Annotated in this window: 19 protein-coding genes; 7 read left to right on the top strand and 12 right to left on the bottom strand. The window is 33.9% G+C overall.

Translation table 11 applies throughout. The features are described from left to right. Positions 1 to 110 precede the first annotated feature (110 nt). Entirely contained in the window at positions 111 to 398 is a 288-nt protein-coding gene (locus D9R05_RS06100; RefSeq protein WP_121666330.1) for a hypothetical protein, read from the bottom strand. A 189-nt stretch (positions 399 to 587) separates the two neighbouring features. On the opposite strand from D9R05_RS06100, the gene D9R05_RS06095 reads away from it, so the two are divergent. The 7 genes from D9R05_RS06095 (at position 588) to D9R05_RS06065 (ending at position 12,511) form a co-directional block, all read left to right on the top strand. Next, positions 588 to 1,217, top strand: a complete 630-nt coding sequence (locus D9R05_RS06095) for an N-acetylmuramoyl-L-alanine amidase family protein (RefSeq protein ID WP_121666329.1) — start codon at positions 588 to 590, stop codon at positions 1,215 to 1,217. 170 nt (positions 1,218 to 1,387) lie between these two features. Further along, complete coding sequence (locus tag D9R05_RS06090; protein ID WP_121666328.1) at positions 1,388 to 2,710, top strand: gluzincin family metallopeptidase; 1,323 nt, start codon at positions 1,388 to 1,390, stop codon at positions 2,708 to 2,710. Beyond that, positions 2,683 to 3,330: a condensin complex protein MksE gene (locus tag D9R05_RS06085; protein ID WP_121666327.1), complete on the top strand. Its 648-nt coding sequence runs from the start codon at positions 2,683 to 2,685 to the stop codon at positions 3,328 to 3,330. The genes D9R05_RS06090 and D9R05_RS06085 overlap by 28 nt, the downstream gene beginning before the upstream one ends. After that, complete coding sequence (locus D9R05_RS06080) at positions 3,327 to 6,578, top strand: rhoptry family protein (protein WP_240462949.1); 3,252 nt, start codon at positions 3,327 to 3,329, stop codon at positions 6,576 to 6,578. The genes D9R05_RS06085 and D9R05_RS06080 overlap by 4 nt, the downstream gene beginning before the upstream one ends. A gap of 32 nt (positions 6,579 to 6,610) precedes the next feature. Further along, complete coding sequence (locus D9R05_RS06075) at positions 6,611 to 7,567, top strand: Wadjet anti-phage system protein JetD domain-containing protein (protein WP_121666326.1); 957 nt, start codon at positions 6,611 to 6,613, stop codon at positions 7,565 to 7,567. A gap of 121 nt (positions 7,568 to 7,688) precedes the next feature. Next, a complete protein-coding gene (locus tag D9R05_RS06070; protein WP_121666325.1) occupies positions 7,689 to 9,446 on the top strand; it encodes a hypothetical protein in 1,758 nt (585 codons plus the stop codon). After that, entirely contained in the window at positions 9,446 to 12,511 is a 3,066-nt protein-coding gene (locus tag D9R05_RS06065; RefSeq protein ID WP_121666324.1) for an AAA family ATPase, read from the top strand. Before D9R05_RS06070 ends, D9R05_RS06065 begins: the two co-directional genes overlap by 1 nt. Positions 12,512 to 12,585: 74 nt before the next feature. On the opposite strand, the gene D9R05_RS06060 is transcribed toward D9R05_RS06065, so the two are convergent. From D9R05_RS06060 to D9R05_RS06010, 11 genes are all read right to left on the bottom strand, one after another. After that, on the bottom strand, positions 12,586 to 13,632 hold the full coding sequence (locus tag D9R05_RS06060; protein WP_121666323.1) for a nucleotidyl transferase AbiEii/AbiGii toxin family protein: 1,047 nt from the start codon (positions 13,630 to 13,632) through the stop codon (positions 12,586 to 12,588). A gap of 24 nt (positions 13,633 to 13,656) precedes the next feature. Continuing rightward, positions 13,657 to 14,415: a DUF6577 family protein gene (locus tag D9R05_RS06055; RefSeq protein WP_240462948.1), complete on the bottom strand. Its 759-nt coding sequence runs from the start codon at positions 14,413 to 14,415 to the stop codon at positions 13,657 to 13,659. 39 nt (positions 14,416 to 14,454) lie between these two features. Beyond that, positions 14,455 to 15,117, bottom strand: a complete 663-nt coding sequence (locus tag D9R05_RS06050) for a P-loop NTPase family protein (RefSeq protein WP_121666322.1) — start codon at positions 15,115 to 15,117, stop codon at positions 14,455 to 14,457. Continuing rightward, positions 15,101 to 15,853, bottom strand: a complete 753-nt coding sequence (locus D9R05_RS06045) for a hypothetical protein (RefSeq protein ID WP_121666509.1) — start codon at positions 15,851 to 15,853, stop codon at positions 15,101 to 15,103. Before D9R05_RS06045 ends, D9R05_RS06050 begins: the two co-directional genes overlap by 17 nt. 3 nt (positions 15,854 to 15,856) lie before the next feature. Beyond that, the gene (locus tag D9R05_RS06040; RefSeq protein ID WP_121666321.1) at positions 15,857 to 16,141 is read right to left on the bottom strand and encodes a helix-turn-helix domain-containing protein; all 285 of its coding nucleotides are present in this window, start codon (positions 16,139 to 16,141) and stop codon (positions 15,857 to 15,859) included. 348 nt (positions 16,142 to 16,489) lie between these two features. After that, on the bottom strand, positions 16,490 to 17,341 hold the full coding sequence (locus D9R05_RS06035) for an RteC domain-containing protein (RefSeq protein WP_121666320.1): 852 nt from the start codon (positions 17,339 to 17,341) through the stop codon (positions 16,490 to 16,492). A gap of 60 nt (positions 17,342 to 17,401) precedes the next feature. Then, positions 17,402 to 18,616 (bottom strand): MFS transporter, encoded by a 1,215-nt coding sequence (locus D9R05_RS06030; RefSeq protein WP_121666319.1) that lies wholly within the window; start codon positions 18,614 to 18,616, stop codon positions 17,402 to 17,404. Further along, positions 18,617 to 20,719, bottom strand: a complete 2,103-nt coding sequence (locus D9R05_RS06025; protein ID WP_121666318.1) for a copper-translocating P-type ATPase — start codon at positions 20,717 to 20,719, stop codon at positions 18,617 to 18,619. It lies immediately after the preceding gene. A gap of 18 nt (positions 20,720 to 20,737) precedes the next feature. Further along, positions 20,738 to 21,031 carry a hypothetical protein gene (locus tag D9R05_RS06020; protein WP_008616393.1) on the bottom strand — a complete coding sequence of 98 codons (294 nt, stop codon included), beginning with the start codon at positions 21,029 to 21,031 and terminating at the stop codon, positions 20,738 to 20,740. Positions 21,032 to 21,037: 6 nt separating this feature from the next. Then, positions 21,038 to 21,682, bottom strand: a complete 645-nt coding sequence (locus D9R05_RS06015) for a hypothetical protein (RefSeq protein WP_075327073.1) — start codon at positions 21,680 to 21,682, stop codon at positions 21,038 to 21,040. After that, a complete protein-coding gene (locus D9R05_RS06010; RefSeq protein WP_008616396.1) occupies positions 21,679 to 22,572 on the bottom strand; it encodes a ribose-phosphate pyrophosphokinase in 894 nt (297 codons plus the stop codon). Before D9R05_RS06010 ends, D9R05_RS06015 begins: the two co-directional genes overlap by 4 nt. Positions 22,573 to 22,580: the final 8 nt, after the last annotated feature.

Below are 22,580 nucleotides of genomic sequence, written 5' to 3'. Positions count from 1 at the left end.
CAAACAGGGAAATGGGCAGCCCAAAAATGACTGCCCGTTTCCTAATGTTTTTATAAACCTCGAATTTTTTCATAAGCCAATGTATTGATTACTGAATGTCGCTTAGCGACTTAGACTACGATTCCGATTAGGTATGTGAAGATGCCTACTACTGCACCTGCAATAAGGACAAATACCAAAACTCTGGTAATTCCCTTTTTTAAATCTGCGTTCTCACCAAAGAAATGTCCTGCATTAAAGAGGAAACCAACTAGAAAAATGACACCGAGCAGAATTGGAAAGATGGTTCTTATAGTATCACCTACATCATTTACGGAATCTTCAATGCCACCAATTTGTGCGAATAGCGATGTTGAGGGCAAAGACAGAAAAGTTGCTAGATAGATTGATTTTTTCATAACGTAACGGTTTAAAATTTTGTGTTGTTTTTGTTATTGGAAATTTACATATATTTGCTCACAAATAACTGAAAATCAAATATTTGTGAATAAAATATTATTTGATATTGTTTGAATTCCGTTATTGTTATTTGGTATCAAATTTTATGATTTTTAGAAGTTGAATTGTTAATAACCCAAAACTTGAAAATGAAAAAAGTGCTCAAAAACGTCAGTTTTGTGATTTTGCTTCTAAAAATGTGCTTCATTTTTGGGCAGGAAACCACAAACCAAAAACGAATTGTAATTGATGTTGGACACGGTGGAAAAGATACTGGAGCAATAGGAATAAATAAAATCCAAGAAAAGGACATAGTAATGGATATAGCGATTGCCATTTTGAAGCTAAACAAAGAATTAAAAAAACCTTTAGATATTTATTTGACCAGATATAAGGATACGCTTATTTCGCTCTCGGATAGAACTAAACTTGCTAAAATTCTAAAAGCTGATTTATTTGTGTCGTTGCATTGCAATCATTCAGATAATCCAAATGCTAGAGGAGTAGAAGTTTATGCTTCAAAGAAACAAGCGAAGTATTCTAAAGAATCTGTTTTTGTCGGCTATCAAATAGAAAAAACGCTCTGCAAAGCTATAGGATATGATAGTAGAGGTGTGAAGTTCGCCAATTTTCAGGTGTTGCGGGAAACAATTAGTGATTGTCCTTCTGTGCTTTTGGAATTGGGTTTTTTGAGTAATAAAGATGAAGGTCATTACTTATCAAGCTCAAGCCACATTAAACGACTAGCCTATTTGATTTTTAGAACCTTAAACCAATAAGATGAAAGAACTATTTAATGAAGTTATTGTTTGTGTAAAGTCACTATTTCGTTTGTTATATACCGAATTAAAGCTTCTGCTTAACAAAAATGCGAATAACTGTAAATAAGGTAAATTCAATTAATTATATTTATAGGATTTTTCACTAAAAAAATGATTGAATATTAAAATTGAACGAAACAGATAAAATAAATTTTGACTTTGTAAAAGAGATTAAAGAACCTGGTGTTTACCAACTACTTTTTCCTAAGAAAGAAGTAGGGTTGGCAGTTATTGTTTTATTTGAGAAAATTGAAAATAAATCGCTGCCTGATGGAAAATTCATCGAAAAAGACCTTCACGATGCATTTGCACAGATAAGCAAACCAAATGAAAGGTATCCAAAGGAAATTTATAGTGCGCACATTGAAGAGCTTCAGGAATACTTTTTAGACTATAATCAAGAAACCCAAAAATACTATTTTAAAGATTACGCCTATAGGTTTTATACTTACGCAAAAGAAACCTTGGAAGGTAACTTCAGTCCTACTCATATCGAAAAGATTTGTAGTTTGCTCACGGCTTCATTAAGGCAAAGGGAAACTTTAGAGGATTTAAAATTTTGGCTCACATCCGAGTTCAGAAAATATGAACCCGACCTCAGGGAACAGGTAGATTTTTTGGACAGACAGATTATAGAATCGGTAAATAAGCTTAAAAATAATCCCACTAAATCCGATAAAAAATTTATTGACCTTCTAAAAGAAGTTGAAAACAATTTGGATAAAGCACAAGAGCAAAGTAGAGAACTTGCATCAGCATATAGCGAAACCAAAATTATACGCTCAATCCTAGAAAAGCGAGAAGACACCGATTCTGAAACAGACGATTTAATTGCAGAGGTTCATTTCTTTATAAAATATCTCAACGAAAGGTTAGATTCCATTGATAGAAAACTAGATAGAATTCAACCAAAAATCAGAAAGTTGTTCGCTATTTTAAACAGGCCACAGTTCAATAGTAAAATTGAAAAATTTCTACATTTCTTATTAGATAAAAGTACAGTCAATGGTAGAAAAGAAACACTTTTGCCAAAAAATATTAATAATCCTGTTTTGCATATAGATACACCCAACTTTAAAATTATTGAGCGTGAAAGAGAATTGTTCCCTTCAAAACAAAAAAAACGAACTGCCTACAAAACAAATAAAGTTAAGATTAAAGAAAATACGCAAGGTATTTTAAGGATACTCAGTCAACAGGATTTGATTAGGAAATGGGAACAACACATTATTGCCGAAATAGAATTAAGAGGAACTATTGACCTGTCTGCAACTTTCTTTAAAATAATGGAAGAGTCTAACGATGGACAAATAGCTGTAAGTGCAATTTACAGTTCAATTCAACAAGCACGTAAATCAAATGATTTTAATTTTAAAATGAACAAAATAAAGCAGACCAATAGTAAAATAGAACATATAAGTTTATGGAAAATGAACATACAGAAGATATAAGGGTAAAATTTTTAAATCATCCGGACACCCAAGAGCTATTTGCCTCTCTGGACTATATGTTAAAAGATGGTGTACATTTTCAAAGGGAAGGCAATCAGGCAAGGTTCTACAATTATATCTATTCAAATATTGACAGTCTAAAGGCATATTATCGATTTTTATTCAATGTTGAATTGACATTTGGCGGAACAGAAACAAGAGGTTACTATTTTTTGGATTTTATTGGTTCCTCAAGAGGTCAGATAGATGCAGGACATAGGCATCATATGAAAAGTGAACACGTTATAATCGGATTTGTTATTTACAAGATATTTTTTATTGACAACCAAATTGATATGGTTTCGGTAAAAGACCTGCAAAAAAAGATAAGGATTGATTATGAAGATTTAAAACCCGGTATTTATAGATTGATTGCTAAATCAAGGAATACCAATCCAGGCAATTTGAACGATGAAGCTATAGATGCGACTGTAGAATCAGCACTCAGGGAATTTAAAAAAATAGGTTGGGTAACGCTAAACGACGATGAGTTCGATTTGTTACCTGCTTTTGACAGGTTGATTGCCATTCACGAAGATTTAATAAACAATATGGACGAAACACTAAATGAATTGAGATGAAACGATACCCTAGAATAAAAAGGCTATCTACTTTGGGCATTGTGCATCATCAATCGTTTGATTATGATTTTAACCCTTTTAGAACAGACTTTGTTGGCGAAGGCGGTTCTGGCAAAAGTATGATTGCAGATATTTTGCAACTCATCTTTGTGGGTTCTGGTGCATTTCATTCACCTACGGATAGCAGTGAGCCAAGAAAACCAAAAACAATGGTGCTGAGAACTTCTGGTAAAGGCACAGATATGGGTTATACCTTTATAAATGTTGAACTTAAAAAAGATGCTTTTGTAGTTATAGGCATATATCTTGAAAGCACAGGAAGTTCGCGGTCTTTTATAATTCAACAAGGCGAAAAATTTGAACCAGAGGACGAGTTGGTTCCATTCAACCAGCCTCTTGGTTTTTCAGATTTTTTAAAGGATAACAGTTTGTTACCTATTGAAGATTTAAAAAATCACATATTCGATACTAAAGGATTTGTCTGCGAGTCGTGGACTAGGATGGATACATTTCACAAGCTATTGTTTAAAAATTTTATCATTCCAGTTGACTTATCCATCAACCAAGAATCCTTAAAAAGTTATGCTAAAATCATTCAAGCATTTTCAAGAGAGTCATTGGACATAAAGAAAAGCGAACGTATTCAAGAATTCCTTTTTGGAAATGAAAAAGAAAAAGAACTAAAGCACGAGTTTGACAAAGCTGTAGATGAACTGAGTGGCGATATCCGTCAATTTGAATCTAATAAAGATGAGATAGATAGGTTGACACATAAACAAACAGAACTGCAAGAACTGCTTAATCTAAAAAAGGAAAGGGATAAAGCTAAAACAGAATTTATAAACACAAAATACCATTATTTAAATCAGCAGATATCATCATCTTATAATGATATGGTGCAAAGTTTGGATGCTTTTTTTAATAATCGAGATAAGTTGAGCGGACTTAGAAATTTTGCCGAAACCAAAGTTGAAAAACTAAAATTGAACACACCTGCTTTGGATGAGGAATTTGAAAAGGCCTCTAAAGAGAAATTATTATGGAAAGGGAAAAGCGACGACTTGAAAAAGTACTTTTCTTGGATGGAACATTTTGAGAAAAATGGACAAGAACTTTCAGAACATTATTACAACTATCATAAGAACAAACAAGACATTGAGCGAATAGAAGAGTTCAAATCACTCTTAAAGGAAAATAGTATTTACGTTTTCTTCGGAAAAAATGACAAACTCAACAAAAACACCATTCAAACTATCGCCGAAACCCTAAAAGGATTTGCGTCTTCACTCGAAGAAAAAAAGAAATTAAAAGTTCTCAATAATTTAGATGATGCTTCTTCACTTGCACATTGGGCGTTAAACCTTAAAAGAAAATTGAGCCCAAAAGAAGAAAGTGTTGTACATAAATATCAAAACGATAACATTACCACCAAAGAACCAACAAATGAAATAAATTCACGTTACATTCCAGAGCCAAAACTGTTAATTGAAAATCTACAGGTTACAAAGGATGAAGAAAATGGTTTTTGGCTGGATTTGGGTGGTGTGCGTGAATACATCCATTATGTAAAAGACCCTATATTCGATACTGGTAATTCAGATAAAATCAAGGACTATTTTTTAAACCAAAGGATAACGTTAGAAAATGACATCAAAGATTTAGAAAAGAAATTAAAGAATTGGACAATCTTAAATAAAATGCTGACTGCACTCGAAAACCCATCAACATATTTTTCGTCTTGGGAATTAAAAGATGTTAATGCCAAGTTTAATAAGCACGAGTTGTTTGAGGAAACCTCAGATACTATTAAACGATATTTAAAACTTCTAGATGATCACGAAAAGATTTATGACGGTCTAAAAAAAGCGAACAAAGCATACAGACAAATAGACGAAAAGCGTACTGGAAATTCTTCTCTAATTAAAGGATTAGAGACGAGCCTAAAAACAATTTCAATTCCTGAAATTAATGCTGATGTTCAGCAATTAATTACAAAATATAATTTTGAGGCAAAAGATACGGGTGGCTTTAAAAGCCTAAACACTAAACTTAAGAAACAAAAGAATTTATATGATACTTTTATTTCTATTCTAACAGAAGAATCAAAAAATGGCATCGCAGTAGAGGACTTGAAAAATGCAGATAGAGCGATAGATGCATTTAAAATTGAATTAGAAGAATTAACTTCAGGGAATTCTAAACTTGTTTCAGAAGCTAAAATCCAAGAAGCCAATATTTCATCAGATTTTTTGGAAGAAAAAAGCATACATCATTCCGAATGTCAAAAACAATATAGCATCAAATATGATTTGGTGGTCAAGGAATTTTTAAAGCAAAAGGAAAACCGTTATTTAGGAACAGATGATTTTAAACAGATTTGTTCAGAAATTTTACCACAAGAGATTTTTTCGGAAAAGGATTTAGAAGATGATGAAATAATTCCACGCATCAAAAAATTGCTTGACGATATAAATATCAAGAACAAAAAGCTAAACATTAGAAAACTTCAGAAGTTAACCAGTGTCGTTGACAAAGTGAACACCGAAGTAAGTGAACAAATATATTACTCTAAGAAAATAAGAGATTTCATTGATGCAGACGATAAAACAATTACTGGTGGTCACAGGGCAAAACTGTCTATTTACTTTGAAGGCAGTTATCCCAGAAGCTGGATGGAAGATTTTATTGAGAAAATACGTGAAGACATTAAAGTATCGAGCGATAACAACCTCTTTAACGACCTACAAGGCGTTTCTAATGAATTGGAAAAATACACGTCTCTCGAAGAAAAAATGCAAGAAGCTTTTTACAGATGTGGTGGCTCTAGGAATCTAAAGCCCAAGGTATGGGAATTGCTTAATCCTAAATCTTACTATGGACTCAATTTTACCATTCAGTCTTTACACGGAAAAAGAAACCCAGGAAGCACAAGTCAAACCTATGCAGCAATTGCACTTTTGTGTATTGCTAGACTTTCATTAATTAATAGGGATGCAAAAGATAAGGTTAGGGATGGAATACGATTTATGCCAATTGATGAAGCAGCTGGACTTGGAAGTAATTTTGATATGCTCTACGATATAGCAAAGGCAAATGATTACCAAATCATATCACTATCAATACAACCTTATAAAGTTGATATGCTAAACCAATACATTTATCTGCTGCATAACAATTTGGAAGAATCCGATAAGGTCAATTACGAACCAGTTCCAATTTTTGGCGATTTTGGCAATAACAATAACTAATTTATAAAGAACCTAATTCGCACCTAACAGGAATGAGAAAAAACGTTGAATGGAAGTATTTGATTGGTCTTAACCAATTGTATGAAAAAGATAAAACCCATCTAAAAATAAGTAACAATAGCTTTATTAAACAAGTTTTGATAAAGCAAAAAAAATTAATTAAACCTAAGATGGGTAATCCTAAAATTCTAGAAGCCAAGTATGGTTTTAAGGAATATTACGAAAAAGAATTTTTGGATTATTTTGAATACTATTCTAATTTTTTTAAAAGAGCAGGTTTAGAAAGTAATGCCCATAAAACGTATAATGAAGACGACTTAAAAAGTTTAGCTTTCATTTTTTATCAAAAAGACGAACTTAAAAAGAATCTTACAACTGAATATACTTTTTCGGCAAGAGTCTTTAAAGGTAAAGGTGCAAAATACTTAACAAATAGACCGAGTTTGCGAAATGCGGTATTACAGCTTCTAGAAATAGACGAATTCCCAGAGAAAGACCCAAAAAATGCACAATGGCGTTTTGTGGTGGATTGCGAAAACCCTAAAATGATTGTGATTTGTGAAAACTTAGCTTGTTTAAAAGTACCTTATGAATACAAGCAGAATAATATAGAACTGTGGCACGTTGGCGGCAACAATACCAATCCATTAAAAGCTATTCCTTCAACAAAACTAAAGCTACCACTTTTTTATTTTTGTGATTGGGATCACCACGGACTTTCTATTTTTTCAAGAGTTAAAAGTATCTTTCAAGAAAAAGACAAATCAATTACATTAATTGAGCCTGTATCGTTAGACGAAGCCTTACCCGTAGATTCGCCACATCATAATAGCAAATGGCGTAAAAAAGAACTTTCTGGACTAAAACAAGATGATTTTTCAGAACAACAACAAAATAAAATAAGCAATCTAATTAATGACGATAATTGGGTTGAGGAAGAATCGATGGATTTATTGTCCTTATTACGGAAGTTTGGATTTATTCAATAAAGCATAAAATATATGTTTGTTAAATTTTTATCTTTGAAAAAATAAACTGTCTTCTATAAAGCAAGGTTACTTTTGTTAATAGCATATTTAAGACAAATAAATTTGAAATGCCTTTATCTTAATGACCTATATATTTATTGACGAAATACTTAATGACTACGCTATTGATTTAGAAATCTTAAAAAGAAACACTAATCTAAACAGTATATCACTATTACAGCATAAAGGTGTTTTTCATTTTGACGACAATTTTTTTGGAAACCAAAATAGCGAAGCTGAAAGCATAAAGTTTAATGATTTTTTATCTAAAGCAAGAGCCAATAATTCTTCATTGGTAATAACGCCAGAATATTCTTGTCCTTGGGCAAGTGTGAGAAACATTTTAGACGATGTAAATCGATTTCCCAATAGAGGTAAACTGTGGGTTTTAGGATGTGAATCCATTACACCTGAAGAAGTTGTGACTTTTCAAGAAACTTATAATGGATTAGGTAATATTGAGGTAGTTTATAACGATGTTATCGATGATGCACCAGGGGGTGTATTATTAGACCCTTGCTTATATATCTTTAAGGCAAACAATCAGGAAGGACAAGAAAAGCTGATAGTTCTAATACAATTCAAGTCTCAACATATGGGTGTTTGGAACAACGATTTAGAACAGCAAAAAATTATTTCTGGAGAACATTTATATATACTTCGTAACTCGGAAGATTCAATAAATTTAGCGACAGTAATATGTTCAGATGCAATGATTTTTAATGGCGCAGCTATTTTTCCCAATGCACCAGGATTTTGGGACACGAGACCGTTTATAATCCTAAGTATTCAAATGAATCCAAAGCCAAGTCACAGCGTATTCCGAACATTTAGAAATAATATATTAGAAAAATCAAACAAAGATGTTATATCCTTAAATTGGAGTTCTGAGGGAAGTGCAACTGGTATTCCTAATTTTTTTGCTCATTATTGTAAATCTAATATTGCTATTACAACAGAGCACATAATCAATGAAAGTCCTCTTGAGGAAAAATTAATTGATGATAACCACAATAAAGGTCTTTATTATTTATATAAAAAATCAGGAATACATAATTTCTATTTTACACCTGAAATTGAATTCTTTTATTTGAGGATTCGTAAGCCGGCAGTTGGGTTAACACCATTACCAGTAAATCGAAGAAGAGGACCTAAATTAGAGGAAATTTACACTTACAATGAGCAGTTAGAAATTTTCGAACCAATACCTAATACAACCGATGGGTTCCGAGATTTTATAGATAGTATCCAAATTCAAAGTAAAAATATAACAAGTGAGGGTTTAAGTTTTTTAGATAAAGAGCGCCTAATTGCCCTTACTACTGGAGAACTTTCAAAGTTTAAAACAGGTTCAAATTGGTACATAGTAAATAAGCTCAAAAGTTTTTTATTGGAAGATACAGAAGCCATAAAAAGATATACAGTAACATTTGATAATGATGGTAAAGAATATCGTACTACTCAGATTGGAAGAGTCGAAGACCTCAATCTAAACATATTGACCAATAACGATTTATTCCCTGATATTATTGCATCATTTAAAGACAATTGCAATGAAGTTATGTTCTTTAACAAAAACGGAATGAGGTACAATTATAATTTAGTCAGTAATGACGACCAAATAGCAACCGTTGCATTTATAGGCCACAAATCAAAGGCTGATGCACAACAAATGTTATATAAACTCACAAAACTATTTCCTGCCGAAGATTTAAGCAATAAAAGAATCGTAGTATGGTACAAGCCAAATATGATTGCAAATAATTATGCTTATGCAGCTACCGATGTACCAAGAATTACTTTAGAAAAACCAACTAATATTACCTCAATAACAAAATAATGACCTTAGAGAATATCAAAGAAATACTTCCTTCAGATTTTACAATCACAAGTTCAAGTGAAACAGGAAAGCAATTATACCTCAATCAAAAATATAAGGATGATATGGTTGCTAAATACATCTTTGATATCGATTATGAAAATGAAGATATTAATCTTAACGAGTTTCAAGAGAAGTACTTGTCTAAAGATTATTTTAATTCAGAAGGAAATCTACAATGGAATTATTATTTAATCTTTCTAAGAAACAGTTTGCCTTCTGCAACTAAGAGAGACATTGAAAAAGACGAAACCTACGCCAGAAAATTTGTTTTTACTTTAGATGAACTAAAGGATTACTTAACCTATGAAAAAGCATCTTCAGCCGCAGAGGAAAATATTGTTGAGAAATGGAAAGCCCAACTAACTGAAGCCGATTTGCAAGAAGTGTTCAGTAATGAAAATTATGTTGATGCTGTGCCACGTTATATCGATAATAAAACTAAGGATGTAGAAGTGCTTCAACCAGTAGATTCTAAACCAGATGAGACTCAAAATTTTGTTTTGGACGAAGTATCATCTTTAAAATTAAATGATGATTATCGAGATTATCCTGAAAAAAGAAATTTTGAATTCGGTAAAGTGAATCTTATTTCTGGCCCTAATGGTGTTGGGAAAACATCCTTAATGGAAGCTATTGAATTGGTAATTACAGGAAACAACGCCAGAAATGAAAACGATTTGCCTAATTCTGGCGCAATAGTAGCAAAGTATGATGTAGATTTAGATGAAAAAGAGGATGCCTTTGTAAACTCTATTCCAAAATTTAAGGCAAGAGACTACTATTGGTACAATACGCGATACAGCCAACGAGGGTCTAATACGCTTCATCATAGTTTTAACAGATACAACTTTTATAATAGTGATAGTGCCTATCATCTATCCAATAATGCCAGTAGCAATGATTTAACCACTTACCTTTCTGCCATTGCCCTTGGTACAGAGTTTGGCGCAATTAGAGATAGGGTAATTAAATTTAGGGATAGGATTTCAAAAAAGTTAGATAAGTTCAACGATACTACTAAACGCGAGGAAGCCATTAAGGCAAAAGCCAATGATCAAAAAGAAAGGTTAAAACAAATTTCTGACCCAGAGGAAGTATTTCAAAAATTTTTAACTGAAGTAAGACAATTAAAGTGGAAAGGATTTCTTCCACAGACTATAAATGATGAAACTAAAAAGTTTGAAGAAGATTATAGCGTTGCTTTTTCACTTCTCAATTCAATAATACACTCTAAAACAGTAAAAGAATCTGATGTTTTGAAGAGAATATCCAACTTAGAAACCTTGAAATCTCAATTAAAAACCCTTGCAGCTAATAAAAAAGAATTTAATGGTAAAATTAAGGATTATCAAAAAATTGTTGTGGAAAGCGAATCAACTCTAACACGTATTGATGATGCGTTATTATATTTAAAAAACCCCAAATCTTTTAGAATTGCCACTATTGATGAGGACATCAAAACACTAGAAAAAAAGGTAAATAAAATAGAGACATTCCTTTCTGAAATTGAAGCACTCGATATAAGTAAAATAAGTGCTAACAACTCTACTTTTCAAGAGTTCAACAATACTCAAGATAACCTGTTGACCAATAAAAAGAATGAATTAAGGCGCAGTAGAGAACAGCTTCAAGTTCTAAAAAATGCCTTGGATAAGATAAATGCTTTAATGATAGATATTAAGTATTATGGGAAAGAATATATTGAAGCAAAAGAAAATCTGGACGCTTGCCCTTTATGTAATACACCACATACCAAGGCAGAATTAGAAGCTAAGGTGCAAACTCAATACAATGATAAAGAAAGTGCAAAAAGCATCGAAATCTTCAATAAAAACATTAGTGAGCTTGAAAAAGAAATATCTAAAATCAATATTAAACTAGAACAGTCAAAAAGCTATGAAAAGTTACTTAAGGGCTATTTTACTGAAGAAGACCTGAAAGTAAAAATTTCAGAGGTGCAGCCCTTACTTGATACTGAAAAATCACAATTAGCCATTTCAAAAAAAGAATTAGACCAACTGAAGAACTTGTCTTTAGATTTAAGGTTAGAAGGATATAGTTTAGATGATTTTTTGAAACTTAAAAACACACTTTCTTCTAAATACCCAACTTTAGAATTTAAGGCTGAGAACAAATCAAAATTCGAAGATTTAAAAAACAATGCTCAGAAAAAAATTGATACTATTAGAAGTGAAATTGAAAAGGTAAATGAGCAATTATATAAGCTTGACGAGTCGATTAAAGAGCTATTGGACGATAACTTTAGCCAAGATAGATACAACGAAGAAATTGATTTTCAAATTAAAGAATATCAATCTTATAGAGAATATTTTGTAAAACTCAGAACGTACATTGATTTTACTAAAGATGATTTTATAATTGAAATGAGGCATAGTTTAGAGAGTTTAAATAAAACCTTTTCAACTTTTAAAGAACAAAAAGTCAAGTTTGAAGAATTTACCCTAGCTAATAAACTCATTAAAGAGGCAGATAGTAGAATAGAAAAGCTAAAGCCTAAAAAGGCCAGGGCAACATCTGCTTTAAAAGTTTTGAATAAGATTATTTTAGAAGATAGCGAAGAAAAAGTATTAGTCGATTTTTTTCAAAAAAATGAAAATGAAATAAGTGAAATCTTTACAAGCATTCACGCACCAAAAGAATTTTCCAGGCTATCGTTTAGTTCAAATAAAATAGTTTTATATAAAAAGGACTCAGAGCAAGAAGTACCAATATCACAGATTAGTACTGGTCAACGAAGCGCATTGGCACTTTCTGTTTTTTTGGCGTTAAATAAGAAACTCGCTAAAGGGCCTAACCTAATCATTTTTGATGACCCAGTAACTTATACTGATGACCTAAACATTCTTTCATTTTTAGACTACCTTAGAAGTATGGTAATTAATGAATCTAGGCAGTTGATATTTGCTACAGCAAGCAATAAAATTGCTAGATTGTTTCAGAAAAAATTTGATTTTTTAAAGACAGATTTCCAAAAGTTTGAACTTTCGAGAAGTATCAATTGATATGGGACTTCTTGTGTATAGCAAGCAACTCATTCAGTAATATCACTTCCGTTTCTTACCGGATTGTTGTCGAGTTAAATACTAAATTTCTTATACCAATAAAAGAAAGCTTCCGGATTGCTCTTTTTCAATTTATTTAGCTTAGTGAATTGAGGGTTCTCAATCAACCAATCTTTAACCTCAAGCGGATTTGTAAACCTTTCGATTTCGCTATCAATACCAGCCTTAATCAGTTCAGATAGGTATGCAACTTTTGAAGCAGCTGTAATGGCTTCTTCAATATTGAACCTTACCAATGTAAAATTGGTAAAATTGCTTATTCCAGTTTGCAGATGTTTAAATTCCTCGGAATTTGTGTCACGGACGGAAAGTATAAAACAGGCTTTTTGGGTGTCTTCCAAAACCTGTTCTGAGGTTATGTTTAGTTTTCTAAACGCTATTTCCTCTGCAACTACTTTTGTGAAGCTGTTACGGACTGTTGCTAAGTCCGAAATATTATCCATTAAAAACGCTACGTCGAATAACTGTTTGATAATTTCAACTGGTCTATCTTTGCTGTATAAAATCCCTGTGGTTTTTGGTGCAAACGCAGTTAGCTTATCGCCTAAAATGGCATCAAACGTTGGCATTTTTACTGTTGTGATTTTCCCTTGTGTTTGAAGCCAGTTGTGAGCAATCGGAATTTCTGTAAGTTCGGGATAAGGGTTTGGTGTGTAGAGAATATCCAGTAAAATTGGCTCAACACGACTATCTACATTGCTTTTGTAGAACATCTCGAAATGACCAACTGGTGCATCAGGCGTGTGCTTTCTGTCATTGTCATCTTCCCAATGTGTAAACGCTTCAGTTTCTTTACTTATAGCTTCAAGAACAGATTCTATGTCGCTTTGGCTTTGCTCGGTAATAATATCGATGTCGATTGAAAACCTTTTAGGCTCTTCTGTTGCCAACAATAATGCAGTTCCTCCTTTAAAAATAAAATCGAGTTTGTTGATTTCAAGTTGTTCCAAAAACAGTAAGGCATAGATAACCTTTTCAATAAGTTTTGGATCATACTTTTTACCTAGTCTTTTTTTGACTTCATAAATCCACTCTGGTTGATATGTAGTTTCTTTAATCATTAAAATTAATGTTTGGCAATAAAATTAATTATTTGCCAAAGTTAAATTGCTTAATTGTTCAACTTCCGTCTCTCTATTACGCCTGTGGGCATAGCGTTTCATTTTACTTTTGCTTATCTCAAACTTTTCGAATGCCGATCGGTAAATAAATTCCAATTCACTTTGTTGTGCACCAAATAAATTAGTGTCTATTAGCATATCGACCAACAATTTTTCAAGGGATGGAATAATGATATTTTCGGATTGAACTAAAGGTGCTTCGGATACCAACTGCTTTAAAATTATTGCATTATCACTATTATGAACGTACAGCTCGAAAGTTTCAGCATCTGGTTCTGTAAAAACGGTTTTGCCTTGGTCTTTCAACTTGTAAAAAACGGATTGTACCACATCTTTTTCCAATTCAATTATGGTGTAAAATCTAAAGGGTTGGTGGCGCATAAATTGGTTTAACCATAAAGTGTTCCACACACAGAATTCAATGAATGGATAATCTTTTTTTATTTTATTGTACAGTCGTTTTAATTTGGTATCAATAACTGGAATAAATCTATCTTTTCCACTTAAAGTGTATTTACCTCTGGATGGGTTTTTTAACACACCTTTTTTTTTAAGTTTAGACAAATACACAGTGATAGAACTTTCCTTTAAGTTTGGAAAATCTTTCTGAATAAGCTCTACCAGACTGGTTTTTGAAATAGCTTGCTGGTCAACAAAGTATGTTGGTATTTTATCTTTAATAGTTTGTTCCAGAACAACGATATTTGAATTAAACTTTGGCAAAATACACATTTTTTGCCAAAGTTTAATAGTGAATAGCAATTACTTCCGTTTATCCGTAGCCTTGGTATCAAAAGCAATCAAATTAAAAAGTTCTCGCATTCGGCTACGAACTCGGTTACCGTAGCGTTCTTCCAGTTCTTCGGCATTGAGGTTGGTGGTTGCGTGGGTTTTTATTTTACGTTTTGTCTGTAGGTAAAGCTCGTATCGAGATAAGAGCACTTCGCCCATTACGTTTAGATCCTTTCCATAAAACCGACCAGCTGGCTCTACACCCAAATCATCAAAACAGAAAAATTTGGTGTTACCATATTCTTCAATGGTTTTAAAACCGAGGTGGTTAAAACTGAAAGCCACGTTCCGGCAAGGAATCATTTCATAAGGTCGTTGCATTGGGACGATATGGCGTAGCAATTTCATTAAGGTGGTTTTTCCACATCCTACAGGTCCAGAAAGTAAAATGCCTTTGTCGATATCAATTCCGTTCTTTTCACAGTTCTCTTTGTCCTTGATGAAATAATGGCAGAGTTTACGAATGATGGCCGTGTCCTCATCGAAGATTCGGAAATTTTTTCCAAAGAGTAACTTTCCTTTAGCATTCAGGTAAATCAGGATTTTGTCAAAATCGTAGAGAACACTCTTGCCATCAAACTTTCCGAGCAAGTATTCCACGCCACCTTCGGTAATTTTAGAGGGGTTGTCCATAATCTTTGTTTTTAGTGGTTCGCAAGTTGTCCTTGATTTGGGACGCTTGTTTTTTGTTTGGTTTGTTTTCTTTGGCATATAACTCTGTTCTGCCCATCCAGTTAGTGGCCAAGGCTCGCCAGTCTCGAATTTCTTTTCCATCGCTCGTTTGCCAATTCCGAGTTTCATAATGCTCGAAGAATTTTTTTCCTTCATCAGCATTAAAACCTTTTTCAATAAAAAAATCAATAACCGCCTGCCAGCCCTTTGGTTGTTTTATATTGTTTACTTGTTTGGTATTGTTTATAGTAGATACCAATGCTTGTCCACTCACGGGACGGTTTGAGTCCACTACTTGTTCATTTTTGGGACGGTGCTGTCCCATAACAGGTTCACGGATGGGATGGTACTGTTCCGCAAGCTGTTCTAATATGGGATCGTACCGTCCCATATCCGGTTCATCACTTGTACCGATAATGGCCATCTTGATTTTGCTTCCTTTGTAGGGGTTATTGGAAGGGAAATAGGTGAGATAGTTCCAAGAATCAAGGTTTGTCACACATCTATGGTAAGTGGATTTTGAGCCAATCTTGGCTACACGCATTAATTCTCGACGGTTCACATAAAATTCATCTGCAAATCGGCTACTGTTCCATTCTTGGAACAGTGCCATATAGAGACTTATATGTGTTGGGTTGAGGCGGTCATCAAAAAAGAACTTTTCAAAAGCCGCATTAAGTAGCTTTATGTAGTTCATCATTTAAGAATTTGTCTTGTGTTGTACACGGTTTGAGGTCATTACATCTTGAATTTCTTCGGCATCGTAATAGATTATGCCTCCAACTTTTGTGTATGGTAGCGTACCATTGATTCGAAGATTCTGTAATGTTCCTGGACTGACTTGAAGCAAGTCCATAACTTCTGAAGATTTGAGATATTTTTTGAGTTTTCCAGTAGCTTGTTTGGAAAGAAGGTTTTTAATGTCATCGAGCAATTCTATTTTAAATTCCCGAAGATCGTCTGTGGTAATAATATTTGCTGGCATAATAGAACGGTTTTAAAAGAAAGGGGCTATCATTATCACTTTTCAACTAATTTGATAGCCCCTGACCTGATTTAACTCACGAGCTTTAGTATTTTAATAAAAAAGTGTTCGTGAATCTGTCGATTTGACTTTCGTTCTACAAATTTGGGATGATTTATTGGATATTAATCCCAAGTCATACCCAAGTTGGGTGTTTTTATATACTCATTTTCAATGGTTTAAATTAGTTTTGTTTAGCGGTTGTCCTGAAAATAGTATATGCCAAATGATAATAACTAAAATTAATTTTATTTTTTCCCAAGTAGTACCCAACTTGGGAAGAAATTTAACATTTAAGCGAAATGAATTTTATCCATCCGTTTCCTCCATTCTCCTTAAAAGTGTTGCTTTCAGTCTATCGATAAACTTGGTTTGGTCAATTTTCCGTTCTCTAATTTCGAGAAAAGTTCTATAAACATTTCCGAGTTTGAGTTCAAAGATGTCTTCACAAGCCGAAGCCATCTCTTTAATCCCAGCCGTACCACTTTTTATCGCTCCTGAAGCCTGTAAGGCATAAATCAATTCAATTAGGTCTGTTTTTGAGGCTGTCCATCCAAGTCGCTCACCGTTTGATAGAGTATTCAGCTTATTCGGTATGCCATAGGATAATCCTCTCAAATTATTCAATTCCTCAGAGTAATGACTAATTAATAGGTCATATGCCATAATTTTAGCAATGGCATTATCGTGGCTTGTGGAAAATTCAGCATCCGTGTAAAAATGAGAGGTGTTTGATACCAAGCTAATTTTATCATTTCCTCGCAGAAAATAGAATTCATCCAGAAGTTCAGAATCCTCTCTATAATATTTAATGAAATCTATATTTCGTCGATTACTTTCTTGTAGCCTATTTATTTCTGAATCAATAAATTCCTGTTGAGATTTTATTGTTCCCGCAGGTCTATTTATCAAGAAATTGTAGAGTTTGGCATAAAATTTCAATCTGCTATAGATGTGGGGTTTATGTTTTTTAAAGAATATGATTTCATTTTGTTTGTCTTGAAATTCATTTTCTCTTACACAAACTCGCAATTGCTGTAAGTATTGTCTTGAAATGGAAATACCTTGTTCAACATTATTGAAATCGTTAAGATTAGATTCCTCAACTGCTTTTATTTCCTCTTTGTAATTATCTAAAATTTTATGAATCAGCTTATGCAAAATATTTGGGGCTTTAGATTTGGGTTAATTATCAATAAATATGGTTATGTGCTTATTTTTTTATGGTGGATTTTTGAAAAAGAATAAAAAACCAATAACAGCCAAGACAATGCTGCCAGCAATTATAAAAGGGTAGTAAAAACCACCTGCGAGTAACCAAGTCCCTAAAACAGGCCCTAGAATTTGACCAACGCTATTAGTAGAGCTCTGAATAGAAATGTTCCTGCCAGTATTTTGCTTTGATATTAATGAGACCGCAGAAAGTAAATTTGGGGTTACCATAGCACCTCCAGCAGCGAAAACAACGATTAACACATATACCAAGTATTCATTCTTAAAAAAGGGAAAGACAATTAAGGATAATCCAGATATAAACAACCCTAATGCAATTTGTTTCTTTGTGGATAAAAACTTCTCTCCGTAAGTAGCGAACAAAGGTTGTAAAACAGCCATTATTGAACCACATAGCATAAAACCAATACCTATTTGGTTACTGTTAAATCCTAATTCATCTTTCCCATATATTGAAAAGACAGTTTCAAACAGCGTTACTACAAATTGGATGACAAACGACAGACCCAGTAATACGACAAAATATTTGGTAAATGTGAATCGCAAGCTCGCTTTTTGTGTTGTGAACGTATGTACGCGAGTGGTGTTTTTTAACCATTTTGCTACTACAAATAAGACTATAAGTCCTAGAAGAGCGGCAAACAAAAAGGGTACTGAAAATCGGTCTAAATGCAGCAGACCTATCGTATATTTTAAATGAAGGTCAGTTTGAGACAGAAAGCCACCAATGACAGGGCCAAAAATAACACCAGAGCTAATAGCAACACCAGACCAGGCCATTATTTTGGTTCTCCGTTTTTCTGAAGTAATGTCGCTTAAATATGCGTTGCTAACAGGAATAACTGAAGACGTAAAAATACCTCCAAATATTCGAGCAATATATAGCATTGTCAAAGATGTTGCTAGACCAGTAAGCAATTGCATTATAACAAACCCAATTAGACCGATTAATATAATTGGTTTACGTCCATATCTATCTGAAAGCTTTCCCCATACCACAACAAAAATTAATTGAAATAATGGATAAATGCTTGTAAGCAGTCCAATATGGAAGTTGATTAAATCGGTATCAAGATTGTCTTTTAAAGCTAATCTTTCGGTATAGTAAGGAAGGGTTGGCAATAATATACCATAGCCCAACATCACTACAAATAAACTCAACAGGATTAAAAATATCCTGTTGAGTTTTTCTTTTCTTTCCATTTATTTTTTACCGATTTTTCTTTTTAACAATTGTGCATTAATGGCCACTATAATGGTGCTCAAACTCATAAATACAGCTCCAACGGCAGGTCCTAAAACAAAGCCTGAAGAATATAGTACGCCAGCTGCTAAAGGAATAGCCACTACATTATATCCCGTAGCCCAGATTAGATTCTGAATCATTTTGTTATAGGTCGCTTTTCCGAATAGAATTAGATTGGCAATATCCTGTGGATTGCTATTTACCAAAATAATATCGGCAGTTTCAGCAGCCACATCTGTTCCGGAACCAACGGCAATACCAACATCAGCTTTTGCAAGTGCAGGCGCATCGTTTACACCATCGCCCGTCATCGCTACAAAATCGCCTTTGTTCTGTAACTCTTCTACAATTTCTACCTTTTGATGTGGCAGCACTTCAGCATAGTAACCATCCAAGCCAAGCTTATCACTTACAGCTTTGGCTGTTTTTTCGTTATCTCCTGTTGCCATCAAAACTTTGATATTATTCTTTTTAAATATTTTTATAGCTTCCGCAGATTCAGGTCTTATTTCATCAGCAAGCGCAATGTATCCTGCTAGTTGTCCTTCAATTAATACAAATACAACAGTTTCAGCAGCGTCACTATAAGCATCTTCAGGAATAGTGATTTTTTCATCCCTTAAAAAACCAGGACTAACCACTTTTACTTGCTTACCTTCTACATTGGCCTCAACGCCTTTACCTGTAATTGCATTAAAGTTTTCAGGCTTTGGGATGGTCATATTATCTTCTTTGACTTTTTTAATAATACCTACGGCGATAGGATGTTCCGAACTTTGTTCCAATGCACTCGAAAGCCTTAAAATTTCTTCAGATGAATAAGTTTCGCTAACAGACTCAATTCGAGTAACGCCAAAATCGCCTTTGGTCAATGTTCCCGTTTTATCAAACAATAAAGCTGATATTTTTCGGGATTCTTCAAAAGCTGTCCTATTTCGAATTAATAACCCGTTTTGAGCTGAAACAGCAGTAGAAATAGCAACCACAAGTGGTATGGCAAGACCTAATGCGTGTGGACAAGCAATGACCATAACGGTAACCATTCTTTCTAAAGCATAGACAAATGGAAAGCCTAAAATCAGCCATACCGCTAATGTTCCAAAACCAATAGCCAAAGCGATATAGGTTAACCATTTTGCAGCCCTGTCTGAAAGATTTTGCATCTTGGATTTGGTTTTTTGCGCTTCTTCGACCATTTTGATGACCTTGTTGAGATAGCTATCTTTTCCAGTATGCTCAACCTTTACTTTTAAGGTACTGTTACCATTTACCGAACCACCAATAACCTTATCGTTTTCATCTTTTTTTACAGGTTTGGATTCGCCTGTAAGCATAGATTCGTTCAGGTAACTTGAACCGTCTACTATAATCCCATCAGCAGGAACTTTTTCACCTGGTTTAACCAAAATCACATCATCCTTTAGTAAATCTTCAAGAGGGATGTCTTCTATGATGTCGCCTTTTACCCTGTGCGCTTCCGCAGGCATCATACTTACCAGTAACTGTAAAGCTTTTGACGCACCTAACACACTTTTCATTTCTATCCAATGACCAAGCAACATTATGGCTATAAGTGTTGATAGCTCCCAGAAAAAGTCTTCGCCTCTTAAGCCAAATACGGTCGCGGTGCTATAAAAATAAGCTACAGAAATTGCCATAGAAATCAAGGTCATCATTCCTGGCGCACCTTTTTTGATTTCAGACCAGAATCCTTTTAAAAATGGCCAACCACCATAGAAATATACGATTGTGGAAAGTGCAAAAAGGATATATGGATTTCCGGGAAGCAAAAACTCATATCCAAAAAAGTCCTGAATCATCGGCGAGAAGAACAGTATGGGAATAGTAAGTACAAGGGTTACCCAAAACCGTTTTCTAAAATCGGCAATCATCATTTTATGATGGTCGTGCCCGTGTTCTCCGTGCCCTGGATTGTGGCCAGAATGGTCTCCACCTTTGTGGTTCATTTTAGAATGGTCTTCTTTTTTGTGTTTCATCTTCGAATGGTCCATTTTAGAATGGTCCATTTCATCGTGATTGTGGTGTTCGTGATTTTCCATTATTGTCTTGTTTAAGTGTTATCGTAATTTTTTTCTCATAGCTTCCGAAATGTTTTCGGCATAGACGCCATAGGCATCTACCAAAAGTCCTTTAATTCCATTTTTTGATGAAATAGCATAAAGCACACTATTATCGTCGGTACTGCTCATACCCTCAAAACGATGCATCTCGTCAACATTAAAATCTTCTGGGTGTATTTCAATTTTTAGTGAGGCACACTCCAAACATTCTGGTTTTAGGTTAAAATCATATGTATAGCCATTTCCCTGTAAATCGTTTATGGCTTCAGAAAGTGTATCGTAATTTTTCATCTGTCTTTATTTATAGTTTATTGTAAAATAGCTGTTATCTGCTTCTGAAAATTTCTGAAAAGTCAATAATCCTTTTTCATTTAATTTTTCAATAACAGTATAATTGAATTGCTTGATGCGAATACCCCAGGCATAGGCCTTAATATTTATTTTTGATTTAATAGTGTTTTTGCCAGCTTCTAATTTTCGATCGTAAATTTTTATGATGCTTTTTGAACCGAAAAAATTCAACAAGCCCGAGTCAAAACTCATTTCCAATTCAATATTTTTCAGATTATCCAAATTGTATAGTTCTTTAAATTTCTTTGAAGTGGTGTTGATTTCTGTTTTCTTTGATTTTGGATTGGAAAACGGGAAAGCCATTACCACTACACTTGCTTCATCAGGCTTGCAACGATAGGTTGTGGTGTATTTATCGGTCAATTTTTTGTCTTTATCAAACAATTCTGTAACTACCTTTATTTCATAATATCCATTTTCCTTTATTGTTTCTCCAGCTTCAAAAGTTTGTTTATTGAGAAAATCACCTTCTTTATCAAAGTTTTCCCGAATAACAACTCTGCCTGAAATCTGCCCAATGAGCATTTCAGTTTGTCCAGTCATTGTGATGCTGAATAAAGTGATTAGTACTATAAAGCCTTGTTTTCTCATATATGGTGCATTAATTTTTTTACCTCTTTTGCCATAATATCACTTAAATCTATTCCATTTGAAGAGTGTGGGATGGTATTACAAGTCACTATTTTTTCTACTCCGGAATCCAATAAATCTTGATAGGCGTTTCCTGAAAAAACGGCGTGAATGCCTACACAAATAGGTGGTTTCATTCCTGCTTTTTTAAGATGTTGTACGGTTTCAATCATTGTTCGGGCTGTGGAAATAATATCATCTACCAAAATGGGTGTAGCATCTTTATATATATCCACATCGGGAACAGAGACTTCTACATCACGGTCACCGTGACGCACCTTTTGTAATACCGTAAATGGTGCTCCTGCATTTTTGGCGACTTCTGATACCCATTGTTCACTTTCAGAATCAGGTCCGATAAGTACCGGGTTTTCGATATTTTCTTTAATCCATTCTGAAATTGCGTCGGCAGCGTGAATCACTTTATTTGGAATTTGATACACTTCTCCCAACGAACTAATTCTGTGCAAGTGAGGGTCAACCGTGGTAATGCTATCGGCGAAACCAGAAATCAATTTTCCGAAGAAACCGGAAGTCACTCCTTCTCCTTCATTAAATACTTTGTCCTGCCGCATATACGCCAAATAGGGTGCTACCAAACAGGTACACATAGCTCCTAATGATTTGGCTGTGTGGCTTAAAAAATATAGTGACAACAGTTTTTCGTCCGGTTCGTGCAAGGTGCATACCAGTACCACACATTTATCTTTAACATCAGACAATATGCGCGTGTATGATTCCCCGTCAGGGAATTTCCTTAATGTGGCTTGACCCACTTCAGCATCCATTTTTGTAGCCATTAGTTCTGTGAGTTCTTCATTTCCGGGAAGACTGAATAATATTGTTTTCATAGTATGTT

This window comes from Mesonia aquimarina (assembly GCF_003667275.1).
GTDB classification, from domain to species: domain Bacteria; phylum Bacteroidota; class Bacteroidia; order Flavobacteriales; family Flavobacteriaceae; genus Mesonia; species Mesonia aquimarina.
The sequence above is the reverse complement of the archived record's forward strand: the minus strand, read 5'-3'. Positions and strand labels throughout refer to the sequence as shown.

Excerpts from the sequence above, each read along its gene's own strand:
- D9R05_RS06100 (WP_121666330.1), bottom strand. The coding sequence starts at position 398 with ATGAAAAAATCAATCTATCTAGCAACTTTTCTGTCTTTGCCCTCAACA.
- D9R05_RS06095 (WP_121666329.1), top strand. The coding sequence starts at position 588 with ATGAAAAAAGTGCTCAAAAACGTCAGTTTTGTGATTTTGCTTCTAAAA.
- D9R05_RS06085 (WP_121666327.1), top strand. The coding sequence starts at position 2,683 with ATGGAAAATGAACATACAGAAGATATAAGGGTAAAATTTTTAAATCAT.
- D9R05_RS06080 (WP_240462949.1), top strand. The coding sequence starts at position 3,327 with ATGAAACGATACCCTAGAATAAAAAGGCTATCTACTTTGGGCATTGTG.
- D9R05_RS06075 (WP_121666326.1), top strand. The coding sequence starts at position 6,611 with ATGAGAAAAAACGTTGAATGGAAGTATTTGATTGGTCTTAACCAATTG.
- D9R05_RS06070 (WP_121666325.1), top strand. The coding sequence starts at position 7,689 with ATGACCTATATATTTATTGACGAAATACTTAATGACTACGCTATTGAT.
- D9R05_RS06065 (WP_121666324.1), top strand. The coding sequence starts at position 9,446 with ATGACCTTAGAGAATATCAAAGAAATACTTCCTTCAGATTTTACAATC.
- D9R05_RS06060 (WP_121666323.1), bottom strand. The coding sequence starts at position 13,632 with ATGATTAAAGAAACTACATATCAACCAGAGTGGATTTATGAAGTCAAA.
- D9R05_RS06050 (WP_121666322.1), bottom strand. The coding sequence starts at position 15,117 with ATGGACAACCCCTCTAAAATTACCGAAGGTGGCGTGGAATACTTGCTC.
- D9R05_RS06045 (WP_121666509.1), bottom strand. The coding sequence starts at position 15,853 with ATGAACTACATAAAGCTACTTAATGCGGCTTTTGAAAAGTTCTTTTTT.
- D9R05_RS06040 (WP_121666321.1), bottom strand. The coding sequence starts at position 16,141 with ATGCCAGCAAATATTATTACCACAGACGATCTTCGGGAATTTAAAATA.
- D9R05_RS06030 (WP_121666319.1), bottom strand. The coding sequence starts at position 18,616 with ATGGAAAGAAAAGAAAAACTCAACAGGATATTTTTAATCCTGTTGAGT.
- D9R05_RS06025 (WP_121666318.1), bottom strand. The coding sequence starts at position 20,719 with ATGGAAAATCACGAACACCACAATCACGATGAAATGGACCATTCTAAA.
- D9R05_RS06020 (WP_008616393.1), bottom strand. The coding sequence starts at position 21,031 with ATGAAAAATTACGATACACTTTCTGAAGCCATAAACGATTTACAGGGA.
- D9R05_RS06015 (WP_075327073.1), bottom strand. The coding sequence starts at position 21,682 with ATGAGAAAACAAGGCTTTATAGTACTAATCACTTTATTCAGCATCACA.
- D9R05_RS06010 (WP_008616396.1), bottom strand. The coding sequence starts at position 22,572 with ATGAAAACAATATTATTCAGTCTTCCCGGAAATGAAGAACTCACAGAA.